Below are 26,634 nucleotides of genomic sequence, written 5' to 3' on the forward strand. Positions count from 1 at the left end.
GCTGGAGCGCATTATGGAACCATAATGCGCGAAATGCCGGTCCGAATGCGCACTATGGTTCCGTAACGCGACGGGAGAGGCGCGGTGTACGAGGTCGGCGGGGAACGCTACGTCGTCGTCGACGCCCACGTGCACGCGTGGGACGGCAGCCCGCACAACCAGGCGGGCCCGGCGGGCGAGCAGTTTGTCGCCGACCTCCACCACCGGCACCGCGTCCTCGACCGGACCCCGCGACCCATTCCGTTCGACGAGTTCGCCGCGGTCGGGGAGCGCTCCCTGGTCTCCGACCTGCTGGGCCGGGGACACGTGGACCGGGCGGTGCTGCAGCCGCTCGGGCTGGGGTCGCTGTTCGTCCTCGGGTTCGCGCCGTCGGCCTGGTCCGCGGAGCTCGCTGAGGGGCTCGCCGGCCGGTTCGCCGTGACCGGTGAGCTCGATCCCGCCGACGAGGGCGGCCGGCGCGGGATCGCCGCCCGGGTGCAGCGGGAGGACCTCCGCGGCCTCTCCCTGACGTCCGGGACCCGCCCGGAGGCCCGCCTCGAGCTCGACGACCCGGCCCTGCGCCGGGCGCTCGGCCGGGTCGTCGAGCAGGGGGGCGCCGCGGTGGTGCACCTCGGCGTCGGGGCGGTCGCACATCCGGCCGCGGGGGCTCCCGTCTGGAGCCACGGCGGCGTCCCGGACCGGCCCACGGGGTCGGGACGCATCCGCGCCCGCTGGCCCAGCTGGGCCGAGCCGGTGCGCTCGGGGTCGGCGCTGCCGGTCCGGGAGCGGGACACCCGGCCGGCCCCCGCCGGGCGCATCGATCCCAACCAGGTCCGCGTGCTGGTCTCGACGCTGCCGCGGGTGCGCTTCGTGCTGGGTTCGGGCTGGCTGCCGACACCGGTGCTGACCCGGCTCGCGCAGCTGCCCGGCGTGCACGTGCTGCTCACCGAGGTCCTCGCCGGCCTGCGCACCCACCCGCGGGAGGCGGGGGAGGCGCTCGACGCGCTGCTGGCCGCCTTCGGACCGCAGCGGCTGCTGTTCGGCAGCGGCTATCCGCTCGTCCGACCGGAGCGGCTCGTCGAGGAGACGGCGTCGGCGCTGCTCGCGCGGGGGCTCGGACCCGCCGCCGTACAGGGTGTGCTGGGCGCCAACGCGGCCCGGCTCTACCGGCTGCCCGTGCCGGAGGCGCTCGTCGCGCACTCCGTCGCCCGCGCACGCTGACGGCACCCCGTCACGCCGATGGCCCGGACCCCGAGGTGGGGGCCGGGCCGTCGGTGCAGGACGGTCAGGACCCGGCGCGCCCGCCCTTGCCCGGGGTCGGCGCCCCGGCCATCGCGGGCGTGCGGTCGGGCACGAACTTGTCCGTGCCCGGGATCCGCGTCGGGTGCGCCAGCGAGACCCGCGCCGTCTCCGGCATGACCAGGATCGGCACGATCGCGACCACCGCGGCGCCCATCAGGTAGAAGGCCGGGATCAGGTCGTTGCCGGTCCCGGCGATCAGCGCGGAGACGATCAGGGGCGCGGTGCCGCCGAAGGCCGCCGTCGACGTCGAGTAGCCGATGGAGAAGCCGCCGTACCGGTTGCGGGTGGGGAACATCGCCGGCAGCGCCGACCCGATCGTCCCGAGCATGAGCAGCAGCAGCCCGCCGACGATGACCAGCCCGACGATCACCGGGAACACCGACTTCTGGCCCAGCAGCAGGAACGCCGGGATCGCGAGCACCAGGTAGCCGATCGCCGAGGCGAGCAGCAGCGGCTTGCGGCCGACCCGGTCGGACAGGGAGCCGACCGGCGCGATCAGGGCCATCATCACGATCATCACGCCGATGAGCACGAGGAGCGACTCCGTGTCGCTGATCCCCAGCACCTGGGTGAGGTAGGTCGGCATGTAGGTCAGCAGGATGTAGTCGGCGACGTTGAGCAGCACGACGAAACCGATGAGCTGCAGGATCTGCGGCCAGACGTTCGCCACGACCTCCTTGAACGGGCTGGTGGTCGTCTTGCCCTCGGACTCGGCGGCCTGGAAGCACGGCGTGTCCTCGAGCTTGCTCCGCAGCCAGAAGCCGATGAGGCCCAGCGGGCCCGCGACGAGGAACGGGATGCGCCAGCCCCAGCTCTGCAGGGTCTGCTCGTCGAAGCCGAGCTGCACGGCGGTGGCCAGGACCGCACCGAGGATGGTGCCGCCGAGCGTGCCGAACTCCAGGAACGAGCCCCAGAAGCCGCGCCGCCGGTCGGGGGCGTACTCGGCGATGAACGTGGCCGCGCCGCCGTACTCGCCGCCGGTGGAGAAGCCCTGCACCAGCCGGAAGAACAGCAGCAGGACGGGCGCCCAGATGCCGATCGTGGCGTAGCTCGGGATCAGCCCGACGCAGAAGGTCGAGCCGGACATCAGCAGGATCGTCAGGGCCAGGACCTGGCGGCGGCCGAACCGGTCGCCCAGTGGGCCGAGGACGATGCCGCCCAGTGGTCGCAGGACGAACGGGATCGCGATGCCCGCGAAGACCAGGATCGTCCCCGCCGCCGGGCTGGCGTCGGGGAAGAACACCTGCTTGATCACGGTCGCCAGGTAGCCGTAGACGCCGTAGTCGTACCACTCGATCGCGTTGCCCATGGCAGCGCCGGAGACGGCCCGGCGGACGGTCTTGGTGTCCGCCTCCTGCACCCCCGGCGTCGCGTCGCCGCGTTCGCTCATCACGCCTCCTGCCCCTCGGTTGCGGAACAACGCTAGGTGAGGTCGACATCGCGTGCAGGACGTGGCGCCGGGACGACCAGCCGCTAAACCTGCCGCGGCGGGTCCGTACCGGGGAACCCGTCCTGCTCTGAGAGGGCGGTCACGGGCCCGCGTCCGGCTACGCGCGGTGAGGTGCGCTCCACCGTTCGACGGGGCGGAAGCCGTGGGTGGGAGCGGTCCATACGTACGTCCAACACGATCGTCCGTCGGGGGTGGCGACGCGGACACGCACGTAGCCGGGGCCCTCGAACCGGTCGAGCCGGGGGAGGAGCGCGGCGGGATCGCGCAGCGGGACGAGGTGGCCGGGCACCCCGCGACCGGCGTCGCGGAGCATCGCCGGGTAGCCGAGACCGGTGTCGAGCAACGTCCCGGGGACCGTCACCGGTTCGGCAGGCCCGGCGGCGGCCCCGGCGAGCAGGTGCCAGGAGCGTGCGCCGGGCTGCAGGGTGCCGTAGACGAAGAGCCGGGCGGGCCAGGAGTCGGGAACCGGTGCGCCGGCCAGCGTGGTCGCGTCGAGCCCGTCGGACGGCGCCTGCTCGCCGCGCAGCACCCGGGCCGCGGTCTGCGGGAGGTCGGTGCAGCGCACCGGCTCCCCGTCGACCAGCAGCGGGCGGCGGATGCCGGCCCGCCCGAGGTAGGCCAGGACGTCGTCGAGCAGGGTGCCGTCCTCGGTGCGCACCTCGCCGGTGCGGACGCGGGCCAGGCGGTACCGCCCGGACGAGCGGCCCTCGCAGACGTCGAGCACCGCCACCTGCTCGGGCGTCGCGAACCACACCGAGTGCTCCTCGACCAGGCCCGGCCCGGCGGCCAGCACCGCCGGCCGCTGGTCGTCGACCACGCGCAGGCCGTGCGCCCACACGGCGGTGAGCCCGGTCGTCCGGGCCCGGAGCACGACGACGGGCCCGCCCAGTCCGAGCTCGCGGCGCAGCCAACCGATCTTGGCGGGGTTGCGGTTGGAGCCGTAGGTCAGCAACGGGACCCGGGCGGCGAGCGGGGGCGCACCGCGGCCGGCGAGCCAGGCGTCCAGATCCGTGTCGCCGACCCGCCAGGACGAGCGGGCCGACGGGTCGGGGGCCAGTGCGAACCCGCCGCCGTCGACGTGCACGAACGAGCGGTCCGGCACGACCCCCGGGTACGGCGCGGCGGGGTACGCGGCGTCGGGGAAGTCGGGCATCCCCCGCAGTATGGGGCCACGTCGTGCCTCGTGGCCGCGATGACCGCCATGACCCCGGGTGCCGCCCCGGCCGGATCTGAGAAGGTGCAGGCGTGTCCTCCACCGTCCCGCGGGACCTGCCGCCCACGATCACCTGGGAGCGCGACCGGATCGTGCTGGTCGACCAGACCCGGCTGCCCGAGGTGCACCGGGTGGAGGTCACGACCGTCGCCGGGCTGGTCGACGCCATCCGGCGGCTCGTCGTGCGCGGGGCCCCGGCACTGGGCGTCGCCGGGGCGTACGGGGTGGCGCTGGCGGCCCGGAACGGCGGCGACCTGCGCGAGGACGCCGAGCGGATCGCCTCCGCCCGGCCCACGGCCGTCAACCTGCGGCGGGGCGTCGAACGGGCCCTGGCCGCCCCGGACCCGTTGGCGGCCGCGCACGCCTTCCGGGACGAGGACGTCGCCGCCTGCCGCGCGATCGGTGCCCGCGGCGCCGCCCTGCTCGGCGAGCTGTGCGGCGAGCGCCCGTTGCGGCTGCACACCCACTGCAACGCCGGGGCCCTGGCCTGCGTGGAGTGGGGGACCGCGCTCGGGGTGGTGCGGTCCCTGCACGCCTCGGGGCGGGTCGAGCTGGTGGTGGCCGACGAGACCCGGCCCCTGCTGCAGGGCGCGCGCATCACCGCCGTGGAACTGCAGGCGCTCGGCGTGCCGCACCGGGTGGTGGTCGACGGCGCCGCGGCGTCCGTGATCGCGCGGGGGCTGGTCGACGCCGTGCTGGTCGGGGCGGACCGGATCGCCGCGAACGGCGACGTCGCCAACAAGATCGGGACCTACCCGCTGGCCCTCGCGGCGGCGCGGGCCGGGATCCCGTTCGTCGTCGCGGCCCCGGAGACCACGGTCGACGCCGCGACGCCCGACGGCGCGGCGATCGAGATCGAGGAGCGCGACGCCGCCGAGGTCGTGGCCGGGGCCGACGCCTGGAACCCGGCCTTCGACGTCACGCCCGCGGACCTCGTGACCGCGATCGTCACCGACACCCGCACGTGGCGGCCCTGAGGAGCCGGCGATGCGGACCGCGGCCTTCCGGCTGATGCTCGCCGTGACCGTCCTCGGGTTCGGCGGGCACGCCCTGCTGCTCCCGGTGCTGCCGCTGTGGGTCAGCCGCGCGGGCGCGGGCGAGTTCGGCGCCGGGACGACGACCGGGGTGCTGATGGCCACGACGGTCGCCACCCAGCTCGCGGTGCCCGCCCTGCTGCGGCGCGTCGGTTACCGGGTCGTGCTGGGCGCGGGGCTCGTGCTGCTCGGGGCGCCGACGCCGTTCCTGCTGCTCACGGCCGAGCTCGGCCCGGTGCTGCTGATCTCTGCCGTGCGTGGGATCGGGTTCGGGCTGCTCACCGTGGCCGGCAGCGCGCTCGTGGCGGAGCTGGTGCGGCCCGCCGAGCACGGGCGCGCGTCGGCGCGGTACGGGTACGCGATCGGGATCCCGCAGCTGGTCCTGCTGCCGCTCGGCGTCGCGACCGTCGACCTGCTCGGGTTCACCGGCGTGTTCCTCGCGGCCGGGATCGCGCCGCTGCTCGGGGCCGCCGCCACCCCGTTCCTGCGGGCCGGCCGGCCGTCCGCCGCCGAGCCGCGCGTCCAGGACCCCGCGGAGCTCGGCGCCGCCGTGGTCCGGAGCCGGCGCAGCGGTGTCGGACCGATGGCCGCGATGCTCGCCTGCTCGGTGGCCCAGGGCGGCCTGGTGACGTTCCTGCCGCTGGCCGCGCCGTCGACGACCGCGGCGGCTCCGCTGGCCCTGTTCGCGGTCGCGCTCGGCGGCGTCCTCGGCCGTGGGCTCGCCGGCGGGCTGGTCGACCGGCACGGGCCGGGTCGGCTGCTGCTGCCCGGCACGCTGCTCGCCGCGGCGGGGATGGGGGTCGAGGTCCTGTCGGTCGGGGGCGCGGCCTGGTTGCTGGTCGTCGGCGCGTTCGCCGTCGGGTCCGGCTTCGGGCTGGTGCAGAACGACTCGCTGGTCTCGCTGTTCGCCGCCGCCGGACCCGCGCGCTACGGCGCCGCCAGCGCGGCCTGGAACATCGGGTTCGACGCCGGCACCGGTGCCGGGTCGAGCGGGCTCGGGGCGATCGCCGAGCCCTTCGGCTTCCGCGCCGCCTTCGGCGCGGCGGCCCTCCTGCTCCTCGCGGTCCTGCCGCTCACCCGCCGCCGGGCCCCCTGACACCGTCGCGGTCCCGACCCCGCCGGCCCTGGAGCCCTCCGGCTCTCGACGCCGTCGGGGTCCCGCGAACGACGACCGCCCCCGGACCTCGCGGTCCGGGGGCGGTGTGCACGGGTGCGGTGGCTCAGTGGCCGCGGGCGATCCACTCCTCGAGGTGCGGCGCCTCGGAGCCGATCGTGGTGCCGTCGCCGTGCCCGGTCCGGACCTCGGTGTCGCCGGGCAGCGGCAGCAGCGTGCCGCGGATCGAGTCGATGATGGTGTCGAAGCTCGAGTACGAGCGGCCCGTGGCGCCCGGCCCGCCGTTGAACAGCGTGTCGCCGGTGAACACCGTCTTCAGCTCGGGCGCGTAGAGGCAGGTCGAGCCGGGGGAGTGCCCCGGGGTGACCAGCGCGCGCAGCTCGATCCCCCCGGCCTTGATCACCTGGCCGTCGGTGATCTCCTGGTCCGGCGTGCGGTTCGGGTGGGTCATCTCCCACAGCGGCGCCTCGGCCGGGTTGAGCAGGATCGGCGCGTTGAAGGTGTCCGCGAGGCGCGGGGCCTGGTTGACGTGGTCGTCGTGGGCGTGGGTGCACACCACCGCCACCACGCGGCGCCCGGCGATGATCCCGCCGATGGCCTCCGGGTCGTGCGCGGCGTCGATCACGACGACCTCGTTCTCGTCGCCGACGACCCAGACGTTGTTGTCGACCTCCCACGTGCCGCCGTCGAGGGAGAACGTCCCGTGCGTGACGACGTGGTCGATCGGACCCTTGTGCAGGCCCTCCGGTGTGCTCGCGTGCGTCATTAGAGGACCACCACCGAGCGCAGCACGTCGCCGTGGTGCATCTTCTCGAAGGCGGCCTCGATGTCGTCGAGCCCGATCTCCTCGGAGACGAACTTCTCCAGCGGCAGCCGGCCCTGCAGGTGCAGGTCGACCAGCATCGGGAAGTCGCGGCTGGGCAGGCAGTCGCCGTACCAGCTGGACTTGAGGGAGCCGCCGCGGCCGAAGTACTCGATCAGCGGCAGCTCCGGGGCCATCATGTCCGGGGTCGGCACGCCGACGAGCACGACGGTGCCGGCGAGGTCGCGGGCGAGGAAGGCCTGGCGCCAGGTCTCCGGGCGCCCGACCGCGTCGACCACGACGTCGGCGCCGAACCCGCCGGTGAGCTCCTTGATGGCCTCGACCGCATCGGTGTTCCTGGCGTTGACGGTGTGGGTGGCGCCGAAGCCGCGGGCCCACTCCAGCTTCCGGTCCTCGGTGTCGACGGCGATGATCGTGGTGGCACCGGCGAGGGTGGCCCCCGCGATCGCGGCGTCGCCGACGCCGCCGCAGCCGATGACGGCGATCGAGTCCCCGCGGCCGACGCCGCCGGTGTTGATGGCGGCGCCGATCCCGGCCATCACCCCGCAGCCGAGCAGGCCGGCGACCTGCGGGGTGGCGGCGGGGTTGACCTTGGTGCACTGCCCGGCGGCGACCAGGGTCTTCTCGCAGAACGCGCCGATCCCGAGCGCGGGGGAGAGCTCCTGGCCGGAGGTCAGCGTCATCTTCTGCTTGGCGTTGTGGGTGTTGAAGCAGTACCAGGGCTTGCCCTTGCGACAGGCCCGGCACTGCCCGCAGACCGCGCGCCAGTTCAGGATCACGAAGTCGCCCGGGGCGACCTCGGTGACGCCCTCGCCCACGGACTCCACGATCCCGGCGGCCTCGTGGCCGAGCAGGAACGGGAACTCGTCGTTGATCCCGCCCTCCCGGTAGTGCAGGTCGGTGTGGCAGACCCCGCACGCCTGGATCTTCACGACCGCCTCGCCGGGACCGGGGTCCGGGACCACGATCGTCTCGACGGAGACCGGCTTGCCCTTCTCGAGGGAGACGACCCCACGGACCTCTTGCGCCATGATTCTCACTCCTGTGTCGGTCCACGCCGCGCAGATGCGCGCATCGTGACCCTTTCATGGGCCGGGCGCGAGGTGCCCGGCGTCCCTCGCTGCGGGGACGTCCCCGGAGGGGGGCCCGCTCATCCTGCGAGGTCGAGCGGCCGCAGCCAGATGCCGTTCTTAGTCTGCACCAGGTCCAGCCCACGGGGGTCGGTGCACGCACCCTTCGGCCGGTGCGCGTCGAAGAGCCTGGCGTCGTCGAACACCGCACCGCAACCCCCGAACCTGCGGCAGCAGTGCGCGCGGTCGGCGCCGACCCACGACGAGCCGCAACAGGTGATCCGGATCAGCTCGGTCGACGCCACGGCGGCGAGGGTACGTGCCCCCACCGACAGATCCGGGACCGGTGATCACCCCCCCGGGCCGGCCGGCCCCCCGCTCCGCTCGACGAGCGTCCGGACCACCTCGTCGGCGTAGGCCCTGCAGCGCCTCCCCGGGGCGCAGGGCGGGTGTCGCCTGCGCGAGCTGGGCGTGCCCCGGGTACGCGGTGTACGCGAGCATGCTGCGGCGCGCCGCCTGGCCCCGGTCCACCCGACAGATCGACCACGACGGGTGGGACCGTGCATCCGGGGTAGCGTGCCCGCCATGACGCGGACGGCCGCCGACCTGCTCCCGCCCGACCCACCGCTGGGCACCGCGCTCGGCGTCGTGGCCGGGTCGGGGCGACCGGGGCCCTCGCGCATCGTGGCGCCGGCCGGGACCGCGTACATCGACGTCGGCACGCTCGCGGCGGCGCAGGACGGGCCCCATCCGGCCCTGCTCGCCGAGCCCACGCTCGACGGCCTGCTCGCGGCCGGGCGGCCGGTGTGGCGGGAGGTCCGGGAGTGGCTGGCCTCGTGGCTGACCGACCCCGAGCGGCTCGCGCCGTACGCCCTGCCGCACACCGGCGTCGTGCCGGTGCTGCCCTTCACCGTGGCCGACTACGTCGACTTCTTCGCCTGCGAGCAGCACGCGGCCAACGCCGCCGCGATCGCGAAGCCGGGCGCGACCGTGCCCCCGAACTGGAAGCACCTCCCGGTCGGCTACCACGGCCGCGCGGGGACGGTGTACGTGAGCGGCAGCCCCGTCGTCCGGCCCGCGGGCCAGCGCGGCCCCGGCGACCTCGGCCCGACGAGGGCCCTGGACTTCGAGGCCGAGCTCGGCTTCGTGCTCGGCGGCACGAGCTCCGGGCCGGTGCCGCTGGAGGACGCGCTCGACCACGTGTTCGGCGTGGTCCTGCTCAACGACTGGTCGGCGCGCGACCTCCAGTCCTGGGAGTCCCGCCCGCTCGGTCCGCTGCTCGGCAAGTCCTTCGCGACGTCGGTCTCCGCGTGGATCACCCCGCTCGACGAGCTGGCGGGGGCCTGGACCGACCCGCCCCTCCGGGACCCGCAGCCGTTGTCCTACCTGCTGGGCAAGGCCGACCGCGGGCTCGACGTGACGCTCGAGGTGCGGCTCAACGGCGAGCGGATCTCCACCCCGCCCGCCGGCGACCTGTACTGGACCCCGGCCCAGCTCGTCACGCACCTGACCACGAACGGCGCCCCGATCCGGCCCGGTGACCTGCTCGGCTCCGGCACCGTCTCCGGCGCCCGCCGCGACCAGCGCGGCTGCCTGCTCGAGCTGACCTGGGGCGGCCGGGACGAGTTCGCGCTCTCCGACGGCACCACCCGCCACTACCTCCACGACGGCGACGAGGTCTCGATCGTCGCCAGCGCGCCGCGGCCGGACGGCGGCCGCTTCTCCCTCGGTGAGGTGCGAGGCACCGTCCTCCCCGCGGACTGACGGTGCTGCGCCGGGGGTCGCAACCCGGGTAACGCCGGGCGGCGTATCACCGACCGTGTGGTCACGGTCATACCGTCGGCCGGGAGCACCCGGCCGCGACCACCGAGGACGGAGGCCGGACATGCCGGACTTCAAGAGCTCGCACCAGCACGACCACCACGGCGACAAGCACCACGACGACAAGCACCACGACGACAAGCACGAACACCACGACAAGCACGACCACGACGGGCACAAGCACCACGACGACGACTGGAAGCACCACGACGACGACTGGAAGCACGACGACCACGACTGGAAGCACGACGACCACGACTGGAAGAACTGCGACCACGAGGACCACGGGCACCCGCACCACGAGCACTCCGGTCACGACCAGAGTGGCCCCGTGATCCACTGACGCGGCCACCGAGCCACCGCCGTCGGACCACCGCACGGTGCGCGGACCCCCGCGCGAAGGACGGCCGGTGCGCCCCCGCGCCCCGGCCGTCCGGCACGTTCCCCGCGGGCCCTCCCCGGCCCGCCGCCGCTCGAGGAGGAGCCCGGTCGTGGCCACGCCGGAACCCGTCCGCAACCCCGTCGACGAGGCCCTCGACCTGCTCGGCACCACCCTGGCCGGCGCGGAGGCCAACGACCGCGAGGACCTGGCGCGCCGGCTGCGCGCCGCCCGCGACGACCTGGCCGGCGCGACGACGGCGGGTCGCCGGGTCGCCGCGATGCGCACCGCCGCGCAGGAGCTCACCCGGGCGCTCGACTCGCTGCGCTCCGACCTGCGCTACCGGCGCGCCGCCCTGGCCGACCCCGCCCGCGGCGCCCGGCTGCGCGCGGAGCTGAGCGCGCTGCGCAAGCGTTCGTCGCGGCTGCGGGCCGTGTCCCGGGAGTGGTCGCAGATCCTGGGCGACGGCTTCGCGGGCCTGAGCTCCGACGTCGAGTTCACCCTGCGCACCCGCACCCGCGCGGTGCTGGTGGACACCGAGCACGACATCAACGGGCACGACCCGGGCAAGGAGCGGGCGGCGCTCGTGCAGCGGTTCCGGGACAGGCTCGCCGCCGAGGCGGACCGGCTCCGGGTGGAGCTGGACTACGGTGTCCGGGTCGTCGCGGACCGGTTGACGGAGGGCACCGAGCTGACCGAACGGCTGCCGATGCCGCGGATCCCGGTCCCGCCGGGTGCCGAGACCGTCGCCCTGATCGACGAGCCGCCGACTGGCGACGCCGGCCGGACCCCGGTCCCGGCCCGCCTGCTCACCGTGGTCATGCCCTCGTACGGCGGGGTCATGATGGCCTTCGTGCTCACCCGGTTCCTCGGCCTCGCCGTGCCGGTGTGGATGCTGGTCACGGCCGCCTGTCTGGGGGCGGTCGGCCTGGGCGGCGCGGCCCTGAGCGGCGAGCGCAAGCGTGGCCTCGACCGCCGTCGCGGCGAGCTGCGCACCGCGGTCCGGACCATGGCCGACGAGTTCCAGCTGACCGTCGGCAAGCAGGCGCGCGACGCCGCGCGCTCGGCCAACGGCGAGCTGCGGCGGGCCGTCACGGCCGCGCTGACCCGCCGCGACGACGAGCTCGACGCCCGCCTCGGCGCCGCGCTCTCCGCCGTCGAGGGGCTGGAGAAGCTGGCCGCGGACCTCACCGACATCGACGACGACATCGCGACGATCGACGGCCTGCGTCGCCGCGCCGACACGCTCATGCCCCGCTTCCCCGGCTGACGGGGCCCACCCCCACCAGCATCATCAGCGTGTCGGCGAGCTGGTCGATCCCGCGGTCGTCGCGCACCCAGACGGGCGCCTGCGACATCGCGGCGTGCATCGCCTGCAGCGTCGGGTCCACGGCGACCACGGTGAACGCGCCGTTGCGCAGCCCCTCCTCGACCACGGCCCGGAACACCGCGTCGTGCCGGCGGCGCAGGGCCGTGATCCGGGACCGCTGCTCCTGCGGCCACTCGTCCGGCACCAGGAACATGCGCAGCGCCGCCGGGTACTCGCGGACCGCGATCCGGATGTGCTCGCGAAGCAGCGCGCGCAGCCGCTCGGGGGGCGTCCCGGCGACGGGCAGCGCCTCGAGCCGGTCCGTCCAGTCCGTGCCCAGGGTCTCGATCGCCGCCGTGACCAGCTCGTCCTTGCTCGCGAAGTAGTAGTAGAGCGAGCCCTTCGTGACGTCGAGCCGGTCGGCCACGTCCTCGAGGCTCACCCCGGCGTAGCCGCGCTCGCCGAAGAGCTCCGCCGCGGCGGTGAGGATCGCCCGCACCCGCTGGCCGCGCTTGCGCGCCACTCGTTGACTCACGATTCACATCTTGACCCAAGAGTCAAAGTTTGTCACGGTGGTCGGCGAACGAGACGAGGGAGTCGACGTGGACAACACCCCTGCTTTCACCGACATCGTGTACGAGGTCGACGGCACCACCGCTGTGATCACCATGAACCGCCCGGCCCGGTACAACGCCTTCCGCGCGAAGACGGTGGAGGAGCTCATCCGGGCCTTCCGCACCGCCTGGGCGGACCACGCCATCCGGGCGATCATCCTCACGGGCGCCGGCGACAAGGCGTTCTGCACCGGCGGCGACGTGAAGCAGCGCGCCGAGACCGGCGACTACGGGCCGAGCGACAGCGGCATGTTCGAGATCGGCTACCTGCACAAGCTGATCCGGGACGTCCCGAAGCCGGTCATCGCGGCCGTCAACGGGCTGGCCATCGGCGGCGGGCACGTCCTGCACGTGCTGTGTGACGTGTCGATCGCCGCCGACACCGCCCGCTTCGGCCAGTCCGGGCCCAAGGTCGGCTCGTTCGACGCCGGCTTCGGCTCCGCCTACCTGGCCCGCGTGGTGGGGGAGAAGAAGGCGCGCGAGATCTGGTTCTGGTGCCGGCAGTACTCGGCGCAGGAGGCCCTGGACATGGGCCTGGTCAACACGATCGTCCCGGCGGCGGACGTGTTGACGGAGGCCAAGTCCTGGGCCGCCGAGGTCGCGGACAAGAGCCCCACCGCGATCCGGGTGCTCAAGCACTCGTTCAACGCCGACACCGACCACCAGGCCGGGCTGTCCAACATGGCCATGTCCGCGCTCGACCTGTTCGCGGTGTCGGACGAGGGCATGGAGGGCGCACGCGCGTTCGCCGAGAAGCGGCCGCCGGAGTTCGCCAAGTACTACCAGGCCCACTGACCGTGGACTTCTCGCTCGGCGTGGAGCAGGAGTCCTTCCGGTCGGCGGCGCGGGCGATCGCCCGGGACTCGCTGCTCCCGGCCTGCTCCGGGCGGACGCGGATCGAGCCCGAGCTGCGCAAGGAGATCGGCGCCGCGGGCCTGATCGGCTCGGAGCTGCCGGTGGAGCTCGGCGGTCGCGGGACGGACCGGGTGACCACCGGGCTCGTCGTCGAGGAGATCGGCCGGGGCGATGTCTGCGTCGGGTACCTGCAGGTGGTGGGGTCGCTCGTCGGGCAGATCCTGGCGGGCAACGCCCCGGCCCTCGCGGCCCGGTGGGTGCCGCGGATCTGCTCGGGCGCCGACGTCGTGGGCATCGGGCTGACCGAGCCGCACGCGGGGTCCGACGCCGGCATGCCCCGGCTGACCGCCCGGCGCGACGGGCCGGACTGGGTGCTCGACGGCGTCAAGTCCCTGTCCTTCGCCACCGACGCCGCGGCGGTGGTCGTCTTCGCCCGAACCGGGCCGTCGCAGGAGCGCGGCCGGGACATCAGCGCCTTCCTCGTGCCGCTGGACCTGCCCGGGGTGACCCGCGAGCCGTACCCCGACCTGGGGACGACCGCGGTCGGGCGGGGTGCGGTGCACCTCGACGGCGTCCGGATCCCCGGCGACCACCTGATCGGCGCAGAGGGCGGCGCGTTCTCGCAGGTCATGCGCGGCTTCGACTTCAGCCGCGCGCTGATCGGCCTGCAGGTGCTGGGCAGTGCGGAGCAGACGGTCGACGAGACGTGGGAGTACGTGACGCGCCGCGAGGCGTTCGACCGGCCGCTCTCGACGAACCAGGGCGTCGCCTTCCCGCTCGCCGAGGCCGAGACCGTGCTCGACGCCGCCCGGCTCCTCTGCCTGCGGACGCTGTGGCTCAAGGACCACGACCTCCCGCACACCGCGGAGGCCGCGAAGTGCAAGTGGTGGGCGCCGAAGGTCGCCCACGACGCCATCACCCAGTGCCTGCTGCTGCACGGCCAGTACGGCTACCGGACCGACCTCCCGATCGCCCGGCGCCTGAACGACGTGCTCGGCCTGCAGATCGGCGACGGCACCGCCCAGATCATGAAGCTCGTGATCGCCCGGAACCGGGTCGGCCGCGAGCTCGCCCCGTGAGGAGACCCATGAGCAGGATCGCCATCGTGACCGGAGCCGGTCGGGGGATCGGCCGGGCCATCGCCGAGCGGCTCGCCGCGGACGGTTGCACCGTGGTCGCCACGGACGTGGACGAGGCCACCGCCAAGGACACCGGCGCCTCGGTCGGCGGCGTCGGCCTCCGCGCCGACGTGACCGACCGCGGGTCCGTCGACGCGATGGTCGCGCAGGTCCGGTCCGAGTACGGCCGGATCGACGTGCTGGTCAACAACGCGGGCTGGGACCTCGCCGTCCCCTTCGTCGACTCCGACCCGGCCGACTGGGACACGATCATCAGGATCAACCTCTACGGCGTCCTGCACACCTGCAAGGCGGTGTTGCCGATCATGATCGAGCAGCGCGGGGGGACCGTCGTGAACCTGGCGTCGGACGCGGGCCGGGTCGGCTCCTCCGGTGAGGCGGTGTACTCCGCGGCCAAGGGCGGCGTCATCGCCTTCACCAAGACGATCGCCCGGGAGACCGCGCGGCACGGGATCAACGCCAACTGCGTGTGCCCCGGCCCGACGGACACGGCCCTGTTCGCGAGCATGGGCGGCGAGAAGCTCCGGGAGTCGCTGGTCAAGGCGATCCCCTTCCGCAGGCTGGCGCAGCCGAGCGACCTCGCGGGGGCGGTGGCGTTCTTCGCCTCGCCCGACGCCGCGTACATGACCGGGCAGACCGTCAGCGTCAGCGGCGGCCTGACCATGAGCTGAGGGGCTGGTGTCGTCCGGCTGTGTAGCGCGAGTCGGGAGTTCCGGTAGCGCGAGTCGGGAGTTCCGGTGGCGCGAGTCGGGAGTTCCGGTGGCGCGAGTCGGGAGTTCCGGCAGCGCGAGTCGGGAGCTTCGTGCGACCGGGTCGGCGTCGTCGGGGGAGTGGGGCCGTCAGGTGCTGCCGCGGACCAGCCGGTGGAGCGCGACGCCCTCCTGCCCGGTCGGCCGGCTCGTGACCGTCCACGTCGTCCGGGCGGCGGCGAGGAACTCGGGGGCCAGCGGACGGCCGGGGTCGGTCAACCACACCTCCGGCGCGAGCGGGGGGAGGACCTCGAGCAGCTCGACGACGTTGCGGTGCCCGTAGAGCAGGTCGGCCCCGAGCACCAGGTCGACGGGCTCCAGGGCCGGGTCGGACCAGCTGCGTGCCTCGGCGCGCAGGTCGAGACCGTTGCGGTCCGCGCTGCGCCGGACCAGGTCGACGGCGGTCGCCGACAGATCGGTCGCGAGCACGTCGGCGCCCGCCCGGGCCGCGGCCAGCGCGGGGAGCCCGAGGCCGCACCCGATCTCCAGCACCCGCGCCCCGGCCGGGAAGGGCTCCGCGGCCAGGGCGAGCGCACTCGGCCACAGCTCCGCCCAGTGCGGGGGCAGCAGCTCGTCCCCGACCTCGTCGAACGGCACCTCGCCCGCGGGCCGCAGCACCCCGAGCCCGAGGCGCCGCTCCTCCACCAGCTCCACCCCGACATCATCGCCGTGCCCGGTGAGCGGTGCTCCCGCAAGGGCGAGCGTCGTGCTCATGCCGCTGACCGGGGAGGCGCAGTGCGCCGCGTCGCCCGCCAGCACCACCCGGCGGTGGGCGTGGAGCCGGTACCCGAGCGCGGGGTCGGCGATACCGGCACCGGAGACCAGGGCGTGCATCCCCCAGCCTCCGGCGCCGGTGGCCCCGCGCGCGGCGCGCGCGGATCAGCGGACGAGGGACAGCTTGCGGGGCCGGACGATCCCGTCGACCAGCCCGTAGGCCACGGCCTCCTCGGCGGTGAGGACACGGTCCCGTTCGACGTCGGTGTGGACCTGCTCGGGGGTCCGGCCGGTGTGCCGGGCCAGGGCCTCCTCCATCTGCCGGCGGACGCGGGCGATCTCGGCGGCGTGGATCTCCAGGTCGGAGATCTGCCCCTCGACCACACCCGTGGACGGCTGGTGGATCAGCACCCGGGCGTTCGGCACGGCGAGCCGCTTCCCGCGCGCCCCCGCCGCGAGCACCACGGCCGCGGCGGACGCGGCCTGGCCCAGGCAGACCGTCTCGATCTCCGGGCGGATGAACTGCATGGTGTCGTAGATCGCCATGAGCGAGGTGAAGGAGCCGCCCGGGGAGTTGATGTACAGCGAGATCGTGCGGTCCGGGTCGGCCGACTCCAGGTACAGCAGCTGGGCCGTGACGTCGTCGGCCGAGGCGTCGTCGATCTGCACACCGAGGAAGACGATCCGCTCGTCGAACAGCTTGTCGTACGGGTTGGACTCCGTGAACCCGTAGGCCGTCCGCTCCACGAAGGACGGCAGCGTGTACCGCATCTGCGGCGACCTCACGGGGCCACGTCCCCGGCGCGGGCGACCAGGTGGTCCACGAACCCGTACTCGAGCGCCTCCCGGGCGTCGAACCACCGGTCGCGGTCGAAGTCCGCCATGATCTGTGCGGTGGTCTGCCCGGTGTGCGAGGCGATCAGCTCCGCCATCTCCTCCTTGTTGCGCCGCAACAGCTCCGCGCGGATCCGGATGTCGGTCTCGCTGCCGCCCACCCCGGCCGACGGCTGGTGCATGAGGACCTTGGCGTGCGGCAGCACGTACCGTTTGCCCGGGGTGCCCGCGGACAGCAGCACCTGGCCCATCGACGCGGCCAGCCCCATCGCGTAGGTCGCGACGTCGCACGGGATGAACCGCATCGTGTCGAGGATGGCGAGCCCGTCGTGCACGGAACCGCCGGGGGAGTTGATGTAGAGCGCGATGTCCGCCTCGGAGTCCTCCGCCGCGAGCAGCAGCATCTGGCCGGCGATGCGGTTGGCGATGTCGGCGTCGACCTCTTGGCCGAGGACGACGATCCGGTGGGCCAGCAACCGCTCGAACACCGAGTCGGCGAGGCCGGGTGCCGGGGCCGGCGCGCTCATCCGGGCCGGGCCCAGCGGACCGGAGAGCGGCGTCGCGGGCAGGTGGAACGGCGGGTTCGGGGACGGGATCGGGACGGGCACGGCGGCCTCCTCGCGTACGACGACGCCCTGCCGACGACGCGGCGACGGGCGGGACCTGACCTCGCCGACGCTAGGGTTGGCCGGGCCCGCGGAACCCGAGCTTCGCCGACGGCGAATCTGCGACCTGCGATTTTCGCCGACCGTGAACGACGCGGCGCCCGTCAGGGAACGACGCGGCCCGATCAGGTCGCGACCGGACTCCGGCGCAGCACCACGGCCGCCCCGACCGTCGCGGCGAGGAGGACGGCGCCGGTGGCCGCGACCGTCGCGGCGTCGGGTGCCACGACCGCCTGTCCCCGCAGGGCCTGCCAGGTCAGCACCGCGAGCAGCCCGGTGTACGCGGCAGCGGCCACGCCCACGAGCCCGCTGCGCACCTCGGCCGAGCGCAGCACGGCGACCCGCGCGGCCAGCAGCTCCAGCCCGAGGAGCAGGAGTGGCAGCACCTGCAGCGCGTGCATGCCCACGAAGTGCGGGATCCGCAGGTCGCCCCCGGCGGTGCTCCAGCCGAGCAGGGGCAGACCCGGCCCGCCGTCGGCCAGGCCGACGGTGTGCGCCCCGGTGATCCCGGCCGCGACGGTGGGCCCGACGATGCCCGGTAGCGTCATGAGCACCCCCGACCCCATCCCGACCACGGCCAGCACCGCGCCGGCGCGGATCGCGCGGCCGCGGGCGGGGTCGAGCCCGCGGACCCGGAAGAGCTGGGCCGCGGCGTAGAGCGAGGCGAGCCACACGGCGACGATCGAGACCGCCATGATCGTGAAGAGGGTCGAGTTCAGCGGGGTCGTGCGGTTGAAGTGGCTGGTGGTGCTCCGCAGGACCTGCAGGACGATGACCACCAGCTCCACCCCGAGCAGCAGGGCGGCCACGGTGCCGGCGCGGTGCGTCCACCGGGCCGCCACGGGCCGGTGCTCCCGGACGAGAGCGACCAGCCAGGCCCAGGTGACGGCGTAGACCAGGGTCGACAGGGCGAACTTGGTCGGCTTGGCCCAGATCGGCAGACCGGTGAGCACCCGGTCGTCGGCGGCGAGCCCGACGAGCCCGACGACGGTCAGGACGGCCATGGCGGCGGCGAGGACCATCAGCGGCCGGTGCCAGCCGAGTGCGCCGCGCAGGGTCAGGGACGGGACGGGTCCGGTGGTGGTGGACATGGCGTCTCCCGGGAGGGCGGTGGGAACCGTTGGGCGGACACGTGCTCCTGCGCGAGTCGGCGCAGCGCGGCGAGCAGCCGCTCGCCGAGGACCGTGCCGACCAGCGCGGTCTCCACGCGGGTCTCGGGGTCCTCGACGGCGGTGACGGTGTCGAGGTCGGCCTCGGCGATCCGCTCGGCGGCCTCGGCGTACACCGTGGCCAGCCCGGCGAGCCGGTCGCCGGTCACGCGCTGCATCGTGGCGAGGACGTCGATCGCGGCCCGCCGGGCCAGCGGGTCCGGCGAGAGCCGCCAGCCCCGCTCCGCGACGATCGCGTCGAGGCGCTCGGCGGCGGCCGCGTGCAGCGGGTCGTCGACGGCCGGCGCGGGCGCGTCGGCCGCGTCGATGGTGAGGCCGAGGGTGTCGTGCAGCGGCACGGCCGGGTCGTCGATCGCGCCGAGGACGGCCCGGACGGCGGCGATCGACAGGCCGCCGACCTCGACGAGCGAGCGGACGAGGGTGAGCCGGCGGACGTGCTCCTCGCCGTACCGTGCCTGGTTGGGCGAGGTGGTGAGCTCCCCGCGGGGGAGCAGTCCCTCGCGGAGGTAGTACTTGATCGTCGCGACCGGGACCCCGGTCACGCGGCTCAGCTCGGCCATCCGCATGGTCGATACTGTAGCTATCCGATAGTTTTGCTGTCCACTCTTCCCTCGGTGAGGGATCGTTCGCGGCGGGTGATGCCGTGCCCGGGCCCTCCGGCGACGGTGGGCCGACGGGCCCGACGCCGAGGAGGAGCCATGACCGAGACCGCGATCGCCGACCACGGACTCATCGGCGACCTGCACACGTCCGCCCTCGTGAGCACGGAGGGCGCGATCGACTGGTTCTGCTGCCCGCGCATCGACTCGCCCAGCGTGTTCGGCGCCCTGCTCGACGACGAGCGCGGCGGGCACTTCAGGCTCGCCCCGGCCGACCCGCACACCTCACGGCAGATGTACTTCCCCGACTCGGCCGTGCTGGTCACCCGCTTCTTCACCGAGTCCGGCGTCGGCGAGGTCGTCGACTTCATGCCCGTGCTGGGCCGGCGGAACGGCGGGAGCCGGCTGGTCCGGATGGTGCGCTGCGTGCGCGGGAGGATGCGGTTCGCGGGGCACGTCGCGCCGCGCTTCGACTACGGTCGCCGCGCTCACCGGACCGAGATCACCGAGAGCGGCGGGCGGTTCGTCACGGACGCGCTCACGCTGACCGTGCACGTCGTCCGCGAGCCGGAGGACCCGCGGATCGCCCAGGTGAAGGTGGACGAGGGCGACGTCGGCTTCACCCTTGAGCTCGACGCCGGCGAGCTGCGCGGTGTGGTCCTCGAGGCGGACGCCGACGGCCCGCCCCGCGAGATCCGGGTCGCCGAGATCAACCGGCTGTTCGACGACACCGTGGCCTTCTGGCACCGCTGGATCGGCCGCTCGACGTACCGCGGACGCTGGCGGGAGATGGTGAACCGGTCGGCGATCACGTTGAAGCTGCTGACCTACGACCCCTCGGGCGGGCTGGTCGCGGCGCCCACCGCGGCCCTGCCGGAGCAGGTCGGCGGCGAGCGCAACTGGGACTACCGCTACACCTGGGTCCGTGACGCGTCGTTCTCGGTGTTCTCGCTGCTGAAGCTGGGGTTCGTCGAGGAGGCGTCGCGGTTCGGCGGCTGGCTGGGCGACCGCGTGCGCGAGCGCGTCGGCGGCGAGGGCGGCCCGCTCAACATCATGTACCGCGTCGACGGCTCCTCGGACCTCAAGGAGGAGATCCTCGAGCACTGGCGGGGCTATCGCGGTTCCTCCCCCGTGCGTATCGGCAACGGCGCCGCCGAGCAGCTCCAGCTCGACATCTACGGCGAGGCCGCGGACAGCGTCGCGGCGCTCGACCGGGCCGGGCTCCGCTCCCCGCACCGCGGGTGGGCGGCGATGACCGAGGTCCTCGACTGGCTCTGCGAGCACTGGGACCAGCCCGAGGAGGGCATCTGGGAGACTCGCGGCGGCCGGCAGCCCTTCACCTACGGCCGCGTGATGAGCTGGGTCGCGCTCGACCGCGGCATCCGGCAGGCCCTGGAGAGCGGCCGCCCGGCGCCGCTGGAGCGATGGCGGACGGAGCGCGACCAGATCTACCGCCAGGTCATGGAACGCGGCTGGAACGCCCGCCGGGGCGCCTTCGTGCAGCACTACGCCACGGACGTCCTCGACTCGTCGCTGCTGCGCATGGCCACCGTCGGCTTCATCACGCCGGAGGACCCGATGTGGACCTCGACGCTCGACGCGATGGAGGCCGAGCTGGTCACGGACAGCCTCGTGTACCGCTACGACCCGGCCGCCTCGCCGGACGGGCTGCGCGGCTCCGAGGGCACGTTCTCGTTGTGCTCCTTCTCCTGGGTCGACGCGCTCGCCCGCGCCGGCCGGCTCGACCAGGCGCGGCAGGCGTTCGAGAAGATGCTCACCTACGCCAACCACCTGGGGCTCTACTCCGAGGAGATCGCGCTCACGGGCGAGCAGATCGGGAACTTCCCGCAGGCGTTCACCCACCTCGCGCTGATCGACGCGGCCACGACGCTCGACGCCGCGCTGGACCGCCGCCACTGAGCGGAGCGAACATCGTTACCGAGCGGAGCTTGCGGAGCGAACATCGTTACTGAGCGGAGCTTGCGGAGCGAACATCGTTACCGACCGGAGCTCGCGGAGCGAACATCGTTACCGAGCGGAGCTTGCGGAGCGAACATCGTCACTGAGCGGAGCTCGCGGAGCGAACATCGTTACTGAGCGGAGCTCGCGGAGCGAACATCGACGCTGAGGAGGGCGCCGTGTGCCTGTTCGTCGGGTTGTTGCTGTTCGGGCCGCGGGTCGTCGACGTGCTGTGGTGGCTCGTCGACCCCGTCCGCTGGAACGCGACCTTCGACAACGTCCTGTGGCCGATCATCGGCATCGTGTTCCTGCCGCTCACGACGCTGGTCTACGTCCTCGTCGCGCCCGGTGGGATCCACGGCTTCGACGCCGTCTGGCTCGCACTCGCCTTCCTGGTCGACCTGTCGGGCTACGCCGGCAGCCGCCGGTACGGCGGCCGGCGGCGCCGGATAACGGCTTAGGGCGTCCCGAGCGAGTCACCTCTCCGAGGTGATGCGGCCGGCCGGGAGGGCCGGACGATGGACGACGCCCGGGGGAGGCGCGGCCGTGGCGTGGGGCGGTCGCGCGGGAGGGGGATTCCACGTGCTGCTCGTCCTGCTGCCGGTCGCGCTCGGCCTGCCGGTGCTGCTCATGCTGGCCGTCCTGCTGCTCGCGCGGCTCGAGGCGGCGCTGCTCGTCCCGGCCCGGCGGCGGCCCGCGCCGGGGGCCGCGCGGAACCCGCGGCCGCGCGCGGCGGCGGTCGCGCGTCCGCGGGCCCGCCCCGCCCGGATCGTGCCGCGCCCCGCGCCGGGGCCGATGCTCCCGTCCTGCCGCAGGGCGCGGCTGCGCGTGCGGCGGTCCTGAGCGCGGTCGGGTTCCGCGGGCCCGGAGCGGCTCACCCGTCCTTCGACGTCGTTGCCCGCTGCACCGCGCCGAGCAGCAGCTTGGCCACGACGCCGACGGCGAGCAGCCCGGTGATCATCTGCGTCGTCACGACGATGCGAGCGGCCTGGGTGACGGGGGTGATGTCGCCGAACCCGACCGTCGCGAAGACGGTCGTGGTGAAGTAGAGCGCGTCCGTGTGGTTCATGCGCTGCGTGAACGCGGCCGGCGCGGCGGTCGACATGACCGTGTAGATGGACGAGTAGAGCAGCAGGAGGGCGGGCAGGCCGATCGTCGCCGTCTCGGCGGCACGCAGCCGTGGGACGTCGGACCGGATGATGGCCCGGGTCTGCCACACCACGGCGCCGGCGAGCACGGTCAGGCCGGCCAGGAACCAGACCAGGATGCCGACGTCGATCGGCCGGTCGAGCGGCGCGCGGTAGTAGAGGACGACCAGCAGCACGGTGGACACCACCGAGCGGATCAGCGAGGCCGCGATCTGACGCCGCCGGGACCGGCGCCGCTCGGGCCGCCCCCTCACCGGGCCTGCCGGGCCGGTCGCCGTCCGCCTCCCACCCCGGCCTCCCCTCCACGCGAGCGGCCAGTCTCGCGGCGGACCCCGGGCCGGCGGGTCACCCGCCGGAGGTGGCCCCGTCCCGGGTCGAGGGCCGGGGCGTCCGTGCGGGCGGTTGCTCGGCGCGCTCGCGGATCGTCCGGTTCACCGCGCGCCCGAACGCGGTGACCACCCCCTGCACCGTGACCGGCTTGAGCCGGGACAGTGCCGCGGCCAGCCGGGACCGCTGCTCCGCGGGCCGGCCCGCGTCCCGGTAGGGCTGCAGGACCTCCTCCTGGAACAGCGTCATCAGGTCGTCGGCCAGCGCGGAGGTGTGCCGGTCGATGACCGCGCGGGAGCGGCGCCAGAACTCCGCCGGCAGCCCGAAGTCCAGCGCGTCGAGCCCGGCGCCGAGCGCGATCGGGCCCTGCACGCGGTAGCGGTCCCCGTCCACCGGCTCGACGGCGCCGTAGGCGACCAGCTTGTCGACGGCCTCGTCGTCGAGCGGCCGGCCGGCCCGGGCCTCGAGCCCGGCGTGGTCCACCTCGTCGAGCTGCTCGGGAGCCCACGGCGTGAGCAGTGCCAGCTGCAGCGCGAGCTCCTCGGGACCGGCCGAGTGGGGGAGGCGCTCGAGGTGCCGCTCGATGGCCGTCAGGGTGAACCCGAGGTCGCTGAGCTCGGCGACCAGCAGGAGCCGCGCGACGTGGTCCGGCCCGTACAGCCCGGTGCGGCCGCGGAGCTGCGGTGGCGGGAGCAGGCCACGACCGGCGTAGTACCGGATCGTCCGCACCGTGGTGCCGGTGCGGGCGGCCAGCTGGTCGACGGTGAGGAGCTCGGGATCGGGTCCCGCAGGCGCCGGTGCTGCCATGCCGGGCACGTTACGGCACGGGTTGACCTATGTGACAGTCCTGCTGTAACAATTCTGCTGTCACGATCGGACGCGAGGCGGCGCCACCGCCCGCGCTGGGCAGACTTCTTCACGAGAGGGTTCGCATGAGCGAGATCGCCCCATCGATCCCACAGGCGTACGTCTACGACGCGATCCGGACCCCGCGGGGACGCGGGAAGGCATCCGGCTCCCTGCACGAGGTCAAGCCGGTCTCCCTGGTCATCGGCCTGATCCAGGAGCTCCGCGCCCGGTACCCGGAGCTGGACCCGAACATCATCGACGACGTCGTGCTCGGCGTCGTGTCCCCGGTCGGCGACCAGGGCGGTGACATCGCCAAGACCGCCGCCATCGCCGCCGGGCTGCCGCACACCGTCGCCGGCGTCCAGCTCAACCGGTTCTGCGCGTCCGGCCTGGAGGCGGTGAACACGGCGGCCCAGAAGATCCGCTCCGGCATGGAGGAGATGGTCCTCGCCGGCGGCGTCGAGGCGATGAGCCGCGTGCCGATGGGCTCCGACGGCGGCGCCTGGGCCATGGACCCGGACACCAGCTACACCACCGGCTTCGTGCCGCAGGGCATCGGCGCCGACCTCATCGCGACGATCGAGGGCTTCTCCCGCGAGGACGTCGACACCTTCGCGGTGGAGTCGCAGACCCGCGCCGCCAAGGCCTGGGCCAACGGCTACTTCGCCAAGTCGGTCGTGCCGGTCAAGGACCGCAACGGGCTGACCGTGCTGGACCGCGACGAGCACGTCCGCGGGGGCGCGACGCTGGAGAGCCTCTCCGGGCTCAAGCCGTCGTTCGAGATGATGGGGACCGACGGCGGCTTCGACGCCGTCGCGCTGCAGCGCTACCACTGGGTCGAGAAGATCAACCACGTGCACCACGCCGGCAACAGCTCCGGCATCGTCGACGGCGCGGCGCTCTGCCTGATCGGCACCGAGGCCGCCGGCAGGGCCGCGGGCCTCACCCCGCGCGCCCGGATCGTCTCCACGGCGCTCTCCGGCGCCGACCCGACGATCATGCTCACCGGACCCGCGCCGGCCAGCCGCAAGGCCCTCGCCAAGGCCGGTCTCACGGTCGACGACATCGACCTGTTCGAGATCAACGAGGCCTTCGCCGCGGTGGCCCTGCGGTACATGCGGGACATGGAGATCCCGCACGACAAGACCAACGTCAACGGCGGCGCCATCGCCATGGGCCACCCGCTGGGCGCCACCGGCGCCATGATCCTCGGCACCCTGCTCGACGAGCTGGAGCGCCGGGATCTGCAGCGCGGCCTCGCCACGCTGTGCGTCGGCGGCGGCATGGGCATCGCGACCATCATCGAACGAGTCTGAGGGGATCGACGGCAGTGACCGACCAGAAGGCCGTGCGCTGGGAGAAGGACTCCGACGGGGTCGCGATCGTCACCCTGGACGACCCGAACGCCAGCGCCAACACGATGAACGACGCCTACAAGCAGGCCATGGGCGAGGTGATCACCGAGCTCGAGGCCGCGCGGGACGATCTCACCGGCGTCGTGATCACCTCGGCCAAGAAGACCTTCTTCGCCGGCGGCAACCTCGACGACCTGAGCGCGGCGAAGCCGGAGGACGGCGCGGCGGTGTTCGAGAACGTCACCGAGGTCAAGGCGCAGCTGCGCCGGCTGGAGAAGCTGGGCCGGCCCGTCGTGGCGGCGATGAACGGCACCGCGCTCGGCGGCGGCCTGGAGATCGGGCTGGCCTGCCACCACCGGATCGGGCTCGACGCGAAGGGCGTGGTCTACGGCCTGCCCGAGGTCACCCTGGGCCTGTTGCCCGGCGGCGGCGGCGTCACCCGCATCACCCGGCTGCTGGGCATCGCCAACGGGTTCATGAACGTCCTCGCGCAGGGCCAGCGGCTCACGCCCGCCAAGGCCCTGGAGCTGGGGGTGCTCCACGACGTGGCCTCCTCGAAGGAGGAGATGCTGGCCAAGGCCAAGGCCTGGATCGCGGAGAACCCCGAGGCCAAGCAGCCGTGGGACATCCCGGGCTACAAGATCCCGGGCGGCACCCCGTCGAACCCGAAGCTCGCCGCGATCCTGCCGGCGTTCCCGGCGAACCTGCGCAAGCAGCTCAAGGGCGCGCCGATGCCGGCCCCGCGCAACATCCTCTCGGCCGCCGTCGAGGGCGCGCAGGTGGACTTCGACACGGCGCTGCGCATCGAGAGCCGGTACTTCGTGGACCTGGTCGTGGGCCAGGTCTCGAAGAACATGACCAAGGCGTTCTTCTTCGACCTGCAGGCCATCAACGGCGGCAAGTCCCGCCCCGACGGCTTCGCGAAGTACACGCCCCGCAAGGTCGCCGTGCTCGGCGCCGGGATGATGGGCGCGGGCATCGCCTACGTCTGCGCCCAGGCCGGCTGGGAGGTCGTGCTCAAGGACGTCTCGCTGGAGGCGGCCGAGAAGGGCAAGGGCTACTCCGAGGGCCTGGTCGCCAAGGGTGTCAAGCGCGGCAAGGTGACCGTGGAGAAGGGCGAGGCGCTGCTCGAGCGCATCACCCCGACCGCGGACTACGCCGACCTCGCGGGCTGCGACATCGTCATCGAGGCCGTGTTCGAGTCGGTGGCGCTCAAGCAGGAGGTCTTCCGCGAGGCGATGAAGGTCGTCGAGCCGGACGCGCTGCTCTGCTCGAACACCTCCACCCTGCCGATCACCGAGCTCGCCGCCGGCATCGACCGCCCCGGCGACTTCATCGGCCTGCACTTCTTCTCCCCGGTGGACAAGATGCCGCTGGTCGAGATCATCAAGGGCGAGCGGACCTCGGACGCCACGCTCGCCAAGGCCTTCGACGTCACCCTCGGGATCCGCAAGACCCCGATCGTCGTCAACGACTCGCGCGGGTTCTTCACCAGCCGCGTGATCGGCACCTTCGTCAACGAGGGCATCTCGATGCTCGCCGAGGGCATCGACCCGCAGACGATCGAGCAGGCGTCGTCCCAGGCCGGCTACCCCGCGCCCGTCCTGCAGCTCATGGACGAGCTCACCCTCACCCTGCCGCAGAAGATCCGCAAGGAGACGCAGGCGGCTGTCGAATCGGCGGGCGGCTCCTGGGTGCCGCACCCGGCGGACGAGATCGTCGACCGGATGGTCGACGAGTTCGGGCGCAAGGGGAAGAGCTCGGGCGCCGGGTTCTACGAGTACGCCGAGGGCAGGCGCGTCCGGCTGTGGCCGGGCCTGCGGGAGCACTTCGGGGCCACGAACCACGAGGTGGACCTGCAGGAGCTCTCCGAGCGCATGCTGGTGATCGAGTCCCTCGAGACGGTGCGCTGCTTCGACGAGGGCGTGCTCGAGACCGTGCCCGACGCCAACATCGGCTCGATCTTCGGCATCGGCTTCCCGGCCTGGACGGGCGGTGTCATGCAGTACATCGAGGGCTTCCCGGGCGGCGTCGCCGGCTTCGTGAAGCGGGCGGACGAGTTCGCGGCCAAGTACGGCCCGCGTTTCGAGGTCCCGGAGTCCCTGCGCAAGCGGGCGCAGGAGACCGCGGCGGCCTGAGCCCCCGAGCGCTCGATCGGCGCCCC

At 73.7% G+C, this 26,634-nt stretch carries 27 protein-coding genes; 14 read left to right on the top strand and 13 right to left on the bottom strand.

All coding sequences use genetic code 11. The annotated features are described in order from the left end of the window. Nucleotides 1–84: 84 nt before the first annotated feature. Nucleotides 85–1,200: an amidohydrolase family protein gene (locus LWC35_RS28015; protein ID WP_232873263.1), complete on the top strand. Its 1,116-nt coding sequence runs from the start codon at nucleotides 85–87 to the stop codon at nucleotides 1,198–1,200. A gap of 64 nt (nucleotides 1,201–1,264) precedes the next feature. Here LWC35_RS28015 and LWC35_RS28020 read toward each other — a convergent pair whose 3' ends face one another. Next, complete coding sequence (locus LWC35_RS28020; protein ID WP_232873264.1) at nucleotides 1,265–2,671, bottom strand: MFS transporter; 1,407 nt, start codon at nucleotides 2,669–2,671, stop codon at nucleotides 1,265–1,267. 157 nt (nucleotides 2,672–2,828) lie between these two features. Further along, complete coding sequence (locus LWC35_RS28025) at nucleotides 2,829–3,884, bottom strand: gamma-glutamylcyclotransferase family protein (RefSeq protein WP_232873265.1); 1,056 nt, start codon at nucleotides 3,882–3,884, stop codon at nucleotides 2,829–2,831. Nucleotides 3,885–4,000: 116 nt separating this feature from the next. On the opposite strand from LWC35_RS28025, the gene mtnA reads away from it, so the two are divergent. Continuing rightward, nucleotides 4,001–4,921 (top strand): S-methyl-5-thioribose-1-phosphate isomerase, encoded by a 921-nt coding sequence (gene mtnA / locus LWC35_RS28030; protein ID WP_269804948.1) that lies wholly within the window; start codon nucleotides 4,001–4,003, stop codon nucleotides 4,919–4,921. Between the two features lie 10 nt (nucleotides 4,922–4,931). After that, nucleotides 4,932–6,074, top strand: a complete 1,143-nt coding sequence (locus LWC35_RS28035; protein WP_232873267.1) for an MFS transporter — start codon at nucleotides 4,932–4,934, stop codon at nucleotides 6,072–6,074. A 124-nt stretch (nucleotides 6,075–6,198) separates the two neighbouring features. Here the strand turns inward: LWC35_RS28035 and LWC35_RS28040 are convergent, their stop codons facing one another. From LWC35_RS28040 to LWC35_RS28050, 3 genes are all read right to left on the bottom strand, one after another. Continuing rightward, nucleotides 6,199–6,858 (bottom strand): MBL fold metallo-hydrolase, encoded by a 660-nt coding sequence (locus tag LWC35_RS28040; protein ID WP_232873268.1) that lies wholly within the window; start codon nucleotides 6,856–6,858, stop codon nucleotides 6,199–6,201. Next, the gene (locus LWC35_RS28045; RefSeq protein ID WP_232873269.1) at nucleotides 6,858–7,946 is read right to left on the bottom strand and encodes an S-(hydroxymethyl)mycothiol dehydrogenase; all 1,089 of its coding nucleotides are present in this window, start codon (nucleotides 7,944–7,946) and stop codon (nucleotides 6,858–6,860) included. Before LWC35_RS28045 ends, LWC35_RS28040 begins: the two co-directional genes overlap by 1 nt. 119 nt (nucleotides 7,947–8,065) lie before the next feature. Further along, entirely contained in the window at nucleotides 8,066–8,290 is a 225-nt protein-coding gene (locus tag LWC35_RS28050) for an FDXHR family putative zinc-binding protein (protein WP_232873270.1), read from the bottom strand. Between the two features lie 280 nt (nucleotides 8,291–8,570). Here LWC35_RS28050 and LWC35_RS28055 point away from each other — a divergent pair, with 280 nt between their 5' ends. The 3 genes from LWC35_RS28055 (at nucleotide 8,571) to LWC35_RS28065 (ending at nucleotide 11,455) form a co-directional block, all read left to right on the top strand. Continuing rightward, entirely contained in the window at nucleotides 8,571–9,749 is a 1,179-nt protein-coding gene (locus LWC35_RS28055) for a fumarylacetoacetate hydrolase family protein (RefSeq protein ID WP_232873271.1), read from the top strand. 121 nt (nucleotides 9,750–9,870) lie between these two features. Further along, a complete protein-coding gene (locus tag LWC35_RS28060; protein WP_232873272.1) occupies nucleotides 9,871–10,149 on the top strand; it encodes a hypothetical protein in 279 nt (92 codons plus the stop codon). Between the two features lie 148 nt (nucleotides 10,150–10,297). Then, complete coding sequence (locus tag LWC35_RS28065; protein ID WP_232873273.1) at nucleotides 10,298–11,455, top strand: coiled-coil domain-containing protein; 1,158 nt, start codon at nucleotides 10,298–10,300, stop codon at nucleotides 11,453–11,455. On the opposite strand, the gene LWC35_RS40520 is transcribed toward LWC35_RS28065, so the two are convergent. Next, nucleotides 11,433–12,029, bottom strand: a complete 597-nt coding sequence (locus tag LWC35_RS40520) for a TetR/AcrR family transcriptional regulator (protein WP_232873274.1) — start codon at nucleotides 12,027–12,029, stop codon at nucleotides 11,433–11,435. The genes LWC35_RS28065 and LWC35_RS40520 overlap by 23 nt on opposite strands. Nucleotides 12,030–12,096: 67 nt before the next feature. Between LWC35_RS40520 and LWC35_RS28075 the strand changes: the two genes are divergently transcribed. Genes LWC35_RS28075 through LWC35_RS28085 form a run of 3 tightly spaced genes read left to right on the top strand, consistent with a single transcriptional unit; the run spans nucleotide 12,097 to nucleotide 14,773 of the window. Next, on the top strand, nucleotides 12,097–12,903 hold the full coding sequence (locus LWC35_RS28075) for an enoyl-CoA hydratase-related protein (protein ID WP_232873275.1): 807 nt from the start codon (nucleotides 12,097–12,099) through the stop codon (nucleotides 12,901–12,903). Between the two features lie 2 nt (nucleotides 12,904–12,905). Then, entirely contained in the window at nucleotides 12,906–14,042 is a 1,137-nt protein-coding gene (locus tag LWC35_RS28080) for an acyl-CoA dehydrogenase family protein (RefSeq protein WP_232873276.1), read from the top strand. A gap of 8 nt (nucleotides 14,043–14,050) precedes the next feature. Beyond that, nucleotides 14,051–14,773 carry an SDR family NAD(P)-dependent oxidoreductase gene (locus LWC35_RS28085; RefSeq protein ID WP_232873277.1) on the top strand — a complete coding sequence of 241 codons (723 nt, stop codon included), beginning with the start codon at nucleotides 14,051–14,053 and terminating at the stop codon, nucleotides 14,771–14,773. 168 nt (nucleotides 14,774–14,941) lie between these two features. On the opposite strand, the gene LWC35_RS28090 is transcribed toward LWC35_RS28085, so the two are convergent. The 5 genes from LWC35_RS28090 to LWC35_RS28110 form a co-directional block, all read right to left on the bottom strand. Beyond that, nucleotides 14,942–15,685, bottom strand: a complete 744-nt coding sequence (locus LWC35_RS28090) for a class I SAM-dependent methyltransferase (RefSeq protein WP_232873278.1) — start codon at nucleotides 15,683–15,685, stop codon at nucleotides 14,942–14,944. Between the two features lie 45 nt (nucleotides 15,686–15,730). Continuing rightward, nucleotides 15,731–16,336 carry an ATP-dependent Clp protease proteolytic subunit gene (locus LWC35_RS28095; protein WP_232873279.1) on the bottom strand — a complete coding sequence of 202 codons (606 nt, stop codon included), beginning with the start codon at nucleotides 16,334–16,336 and terminating at the stop codon, nucleotides 15,731–15,733. 11 nt (nucleotides 16,337–16,347) lie between these two features. Next, nucleotides 16,348–16,926 (bottom strand): ClpP family protease, encoded by a 579-nt coding sequence (locus LWC35_RS28100; RefSeq protein ID WP_232873305.1) that lies wholly within the window; start codon nucleotides 16,924–16,926, stop codon nucleotides 16,348–16,350. A 263-nt stretch (nucleotides 16,927–17,189) separates the two neighbouring features. Continuing rightward, the gene (locus tag LWC35_RS28105) at nucleotides 17,190–18,155 is read right to left on the bottom strand and encodes a hypothetical protein (RefSeq protein ID WP_232873280.1); all 966 of its coding nucleotides are present in this window, start codon (nucleotides 18,153–18,155) and stop codon (nucleotides 17,190–17,192) included. Further along, the gene (locus tag LWC35_RS28110) at nucleotides 18,122–18,799 is read right to left on the bottom strand and encodes a MerR family transcriptional regulator (protein WP_232873281.1); all 678 of its coding nucleotides are present in this window, start codon (nucleotides 18,797–18,799) and stop codon (nucleotides 18,122–18,124) included. Before LWC35_RS28110 ends, LWC35_RS28105 begins: the two co-directional genes overlap by 34 nt. A gap of 132 nt (nucleotides 18,800–18,931) precedes the next feature. Between LWC35_RS28110 and LWC35_RS28115 the strand changes: the two genes are divergently transcribed. From LWC35_RS28115 to LWC35_RS28125, 3 genes are all read left to right on the top strand, one after another. Beyond that, nucleotides 18,932–20,752 carry a glycoside hydrolase family 15 protein gene (locus tag LWC35_RS28115; RefSeq protein WP_232873282.1) on the top strand — a complete coding sequence of 607 codons (1,821 nt, stop codon included), beginning with the start codon at nucleotides 18,932–18,934 and terminating at the stop codon, nucleotides 20,750–20,752. Between the two features lie 218 nt (nucleotides 20,753–20,970). Beyond that, nucleotides 20,971–21,252, top strand: coding sequence for a hypothetical protein (locus LWC35_RS28120; protein ID WP_232873283.1), 282 nt, complete (start codon nucleotides 20,971–20,973; stop codon nucleotides 21,250–21,252). 121 nt (nucleotides 21,253–21,373) lie between these two features. Then, nucleotides 21,374–21,634, top strand: coding sequence for a hypothetical protein (locus LWC35_RS28125; protein ID WP_232873284.1), 261 nt, complete (start codon nucleotides 21,374–21,376; stop codon nucleotides 21,632–21,634). Between the two features lie 31 nt (nucleotides 21,635–21,665). On the opposite strand, the gene LWC35_RS28130 is transcribed toward LWC35_RS28125, so the two are convergent. Both LWC35_RS28130 and LWC35_RS28135 read right to left on the bottom strand, forming a co-directional pair. Continuing rightward, a complete protein-coding gene (locus tag LWC35_RS28130) occupies nucleotides 21,666–22,193 on the bottom strand; it encodes a potassium channel family protein (protein WP_232873285.1) in 528 nt (175 codons plus the stop codon). A 91-nt stretch (nucleotides 22,194–22,284) separates the two neighbouring features. Then, the gene (locus tag LWC35_RS28135; RefSeq protein WP_232873286.1) at nucleotides 22,285–23,073 is read right to left on the bottom strand and encodes a MerR family transcriptional regulator; all 789 of its coding nucleotides are present in this window, start codon (nucleotides 23,071–23,073) and stop codon (nucleotides 22,285–22,287) included. Nucleotides 23,074–23,198: 125 nt separating this feature from the next. On the opposite strand from LWC35_RS28135, the gene LWC35_RS28140 reads away from it, so the two are divergent. Then, nucleotides 23,199–24,431, top strand: coding sequence for an acetyl-CoA C-acetyltransferase (locus LWC35_RS28140; RefSeq protein ID WP_232873287.1), 1,233 nt, complete (start codon nucleotides 23,199–23,201; stop codon nucleotides 24,429–24,431). 14 nt (nucleotides 24,432–24,445) lie between these two features. Beyond that, on the top strand, nucleotides 24,446–26,608 hold the full coding sequence (locus LWC35_RS28145) for a 3-hydroxyacyl-CoA dehydrogenase NAD-binding domain-containing protein (RefSeq protein WP_232873288.1): 2,163 nt from the start codon (nucleotides 24,446–24,448) through the stop codon (nucleotides 26,606–26,608). The last annotated feature ends 26 nt before the right edge of the window (nucleotides 26,609–26,634 follow it).

The organism is Pseudonocardia kujensis, assembly GCF_021283305.1.
Lineage (GTDB): Bacteria > Actinomycetota > Actinomycetes > Mycobacteriales > Pseudonocardiaceae > Pseudonocardia > Pseudonocardia kujensis.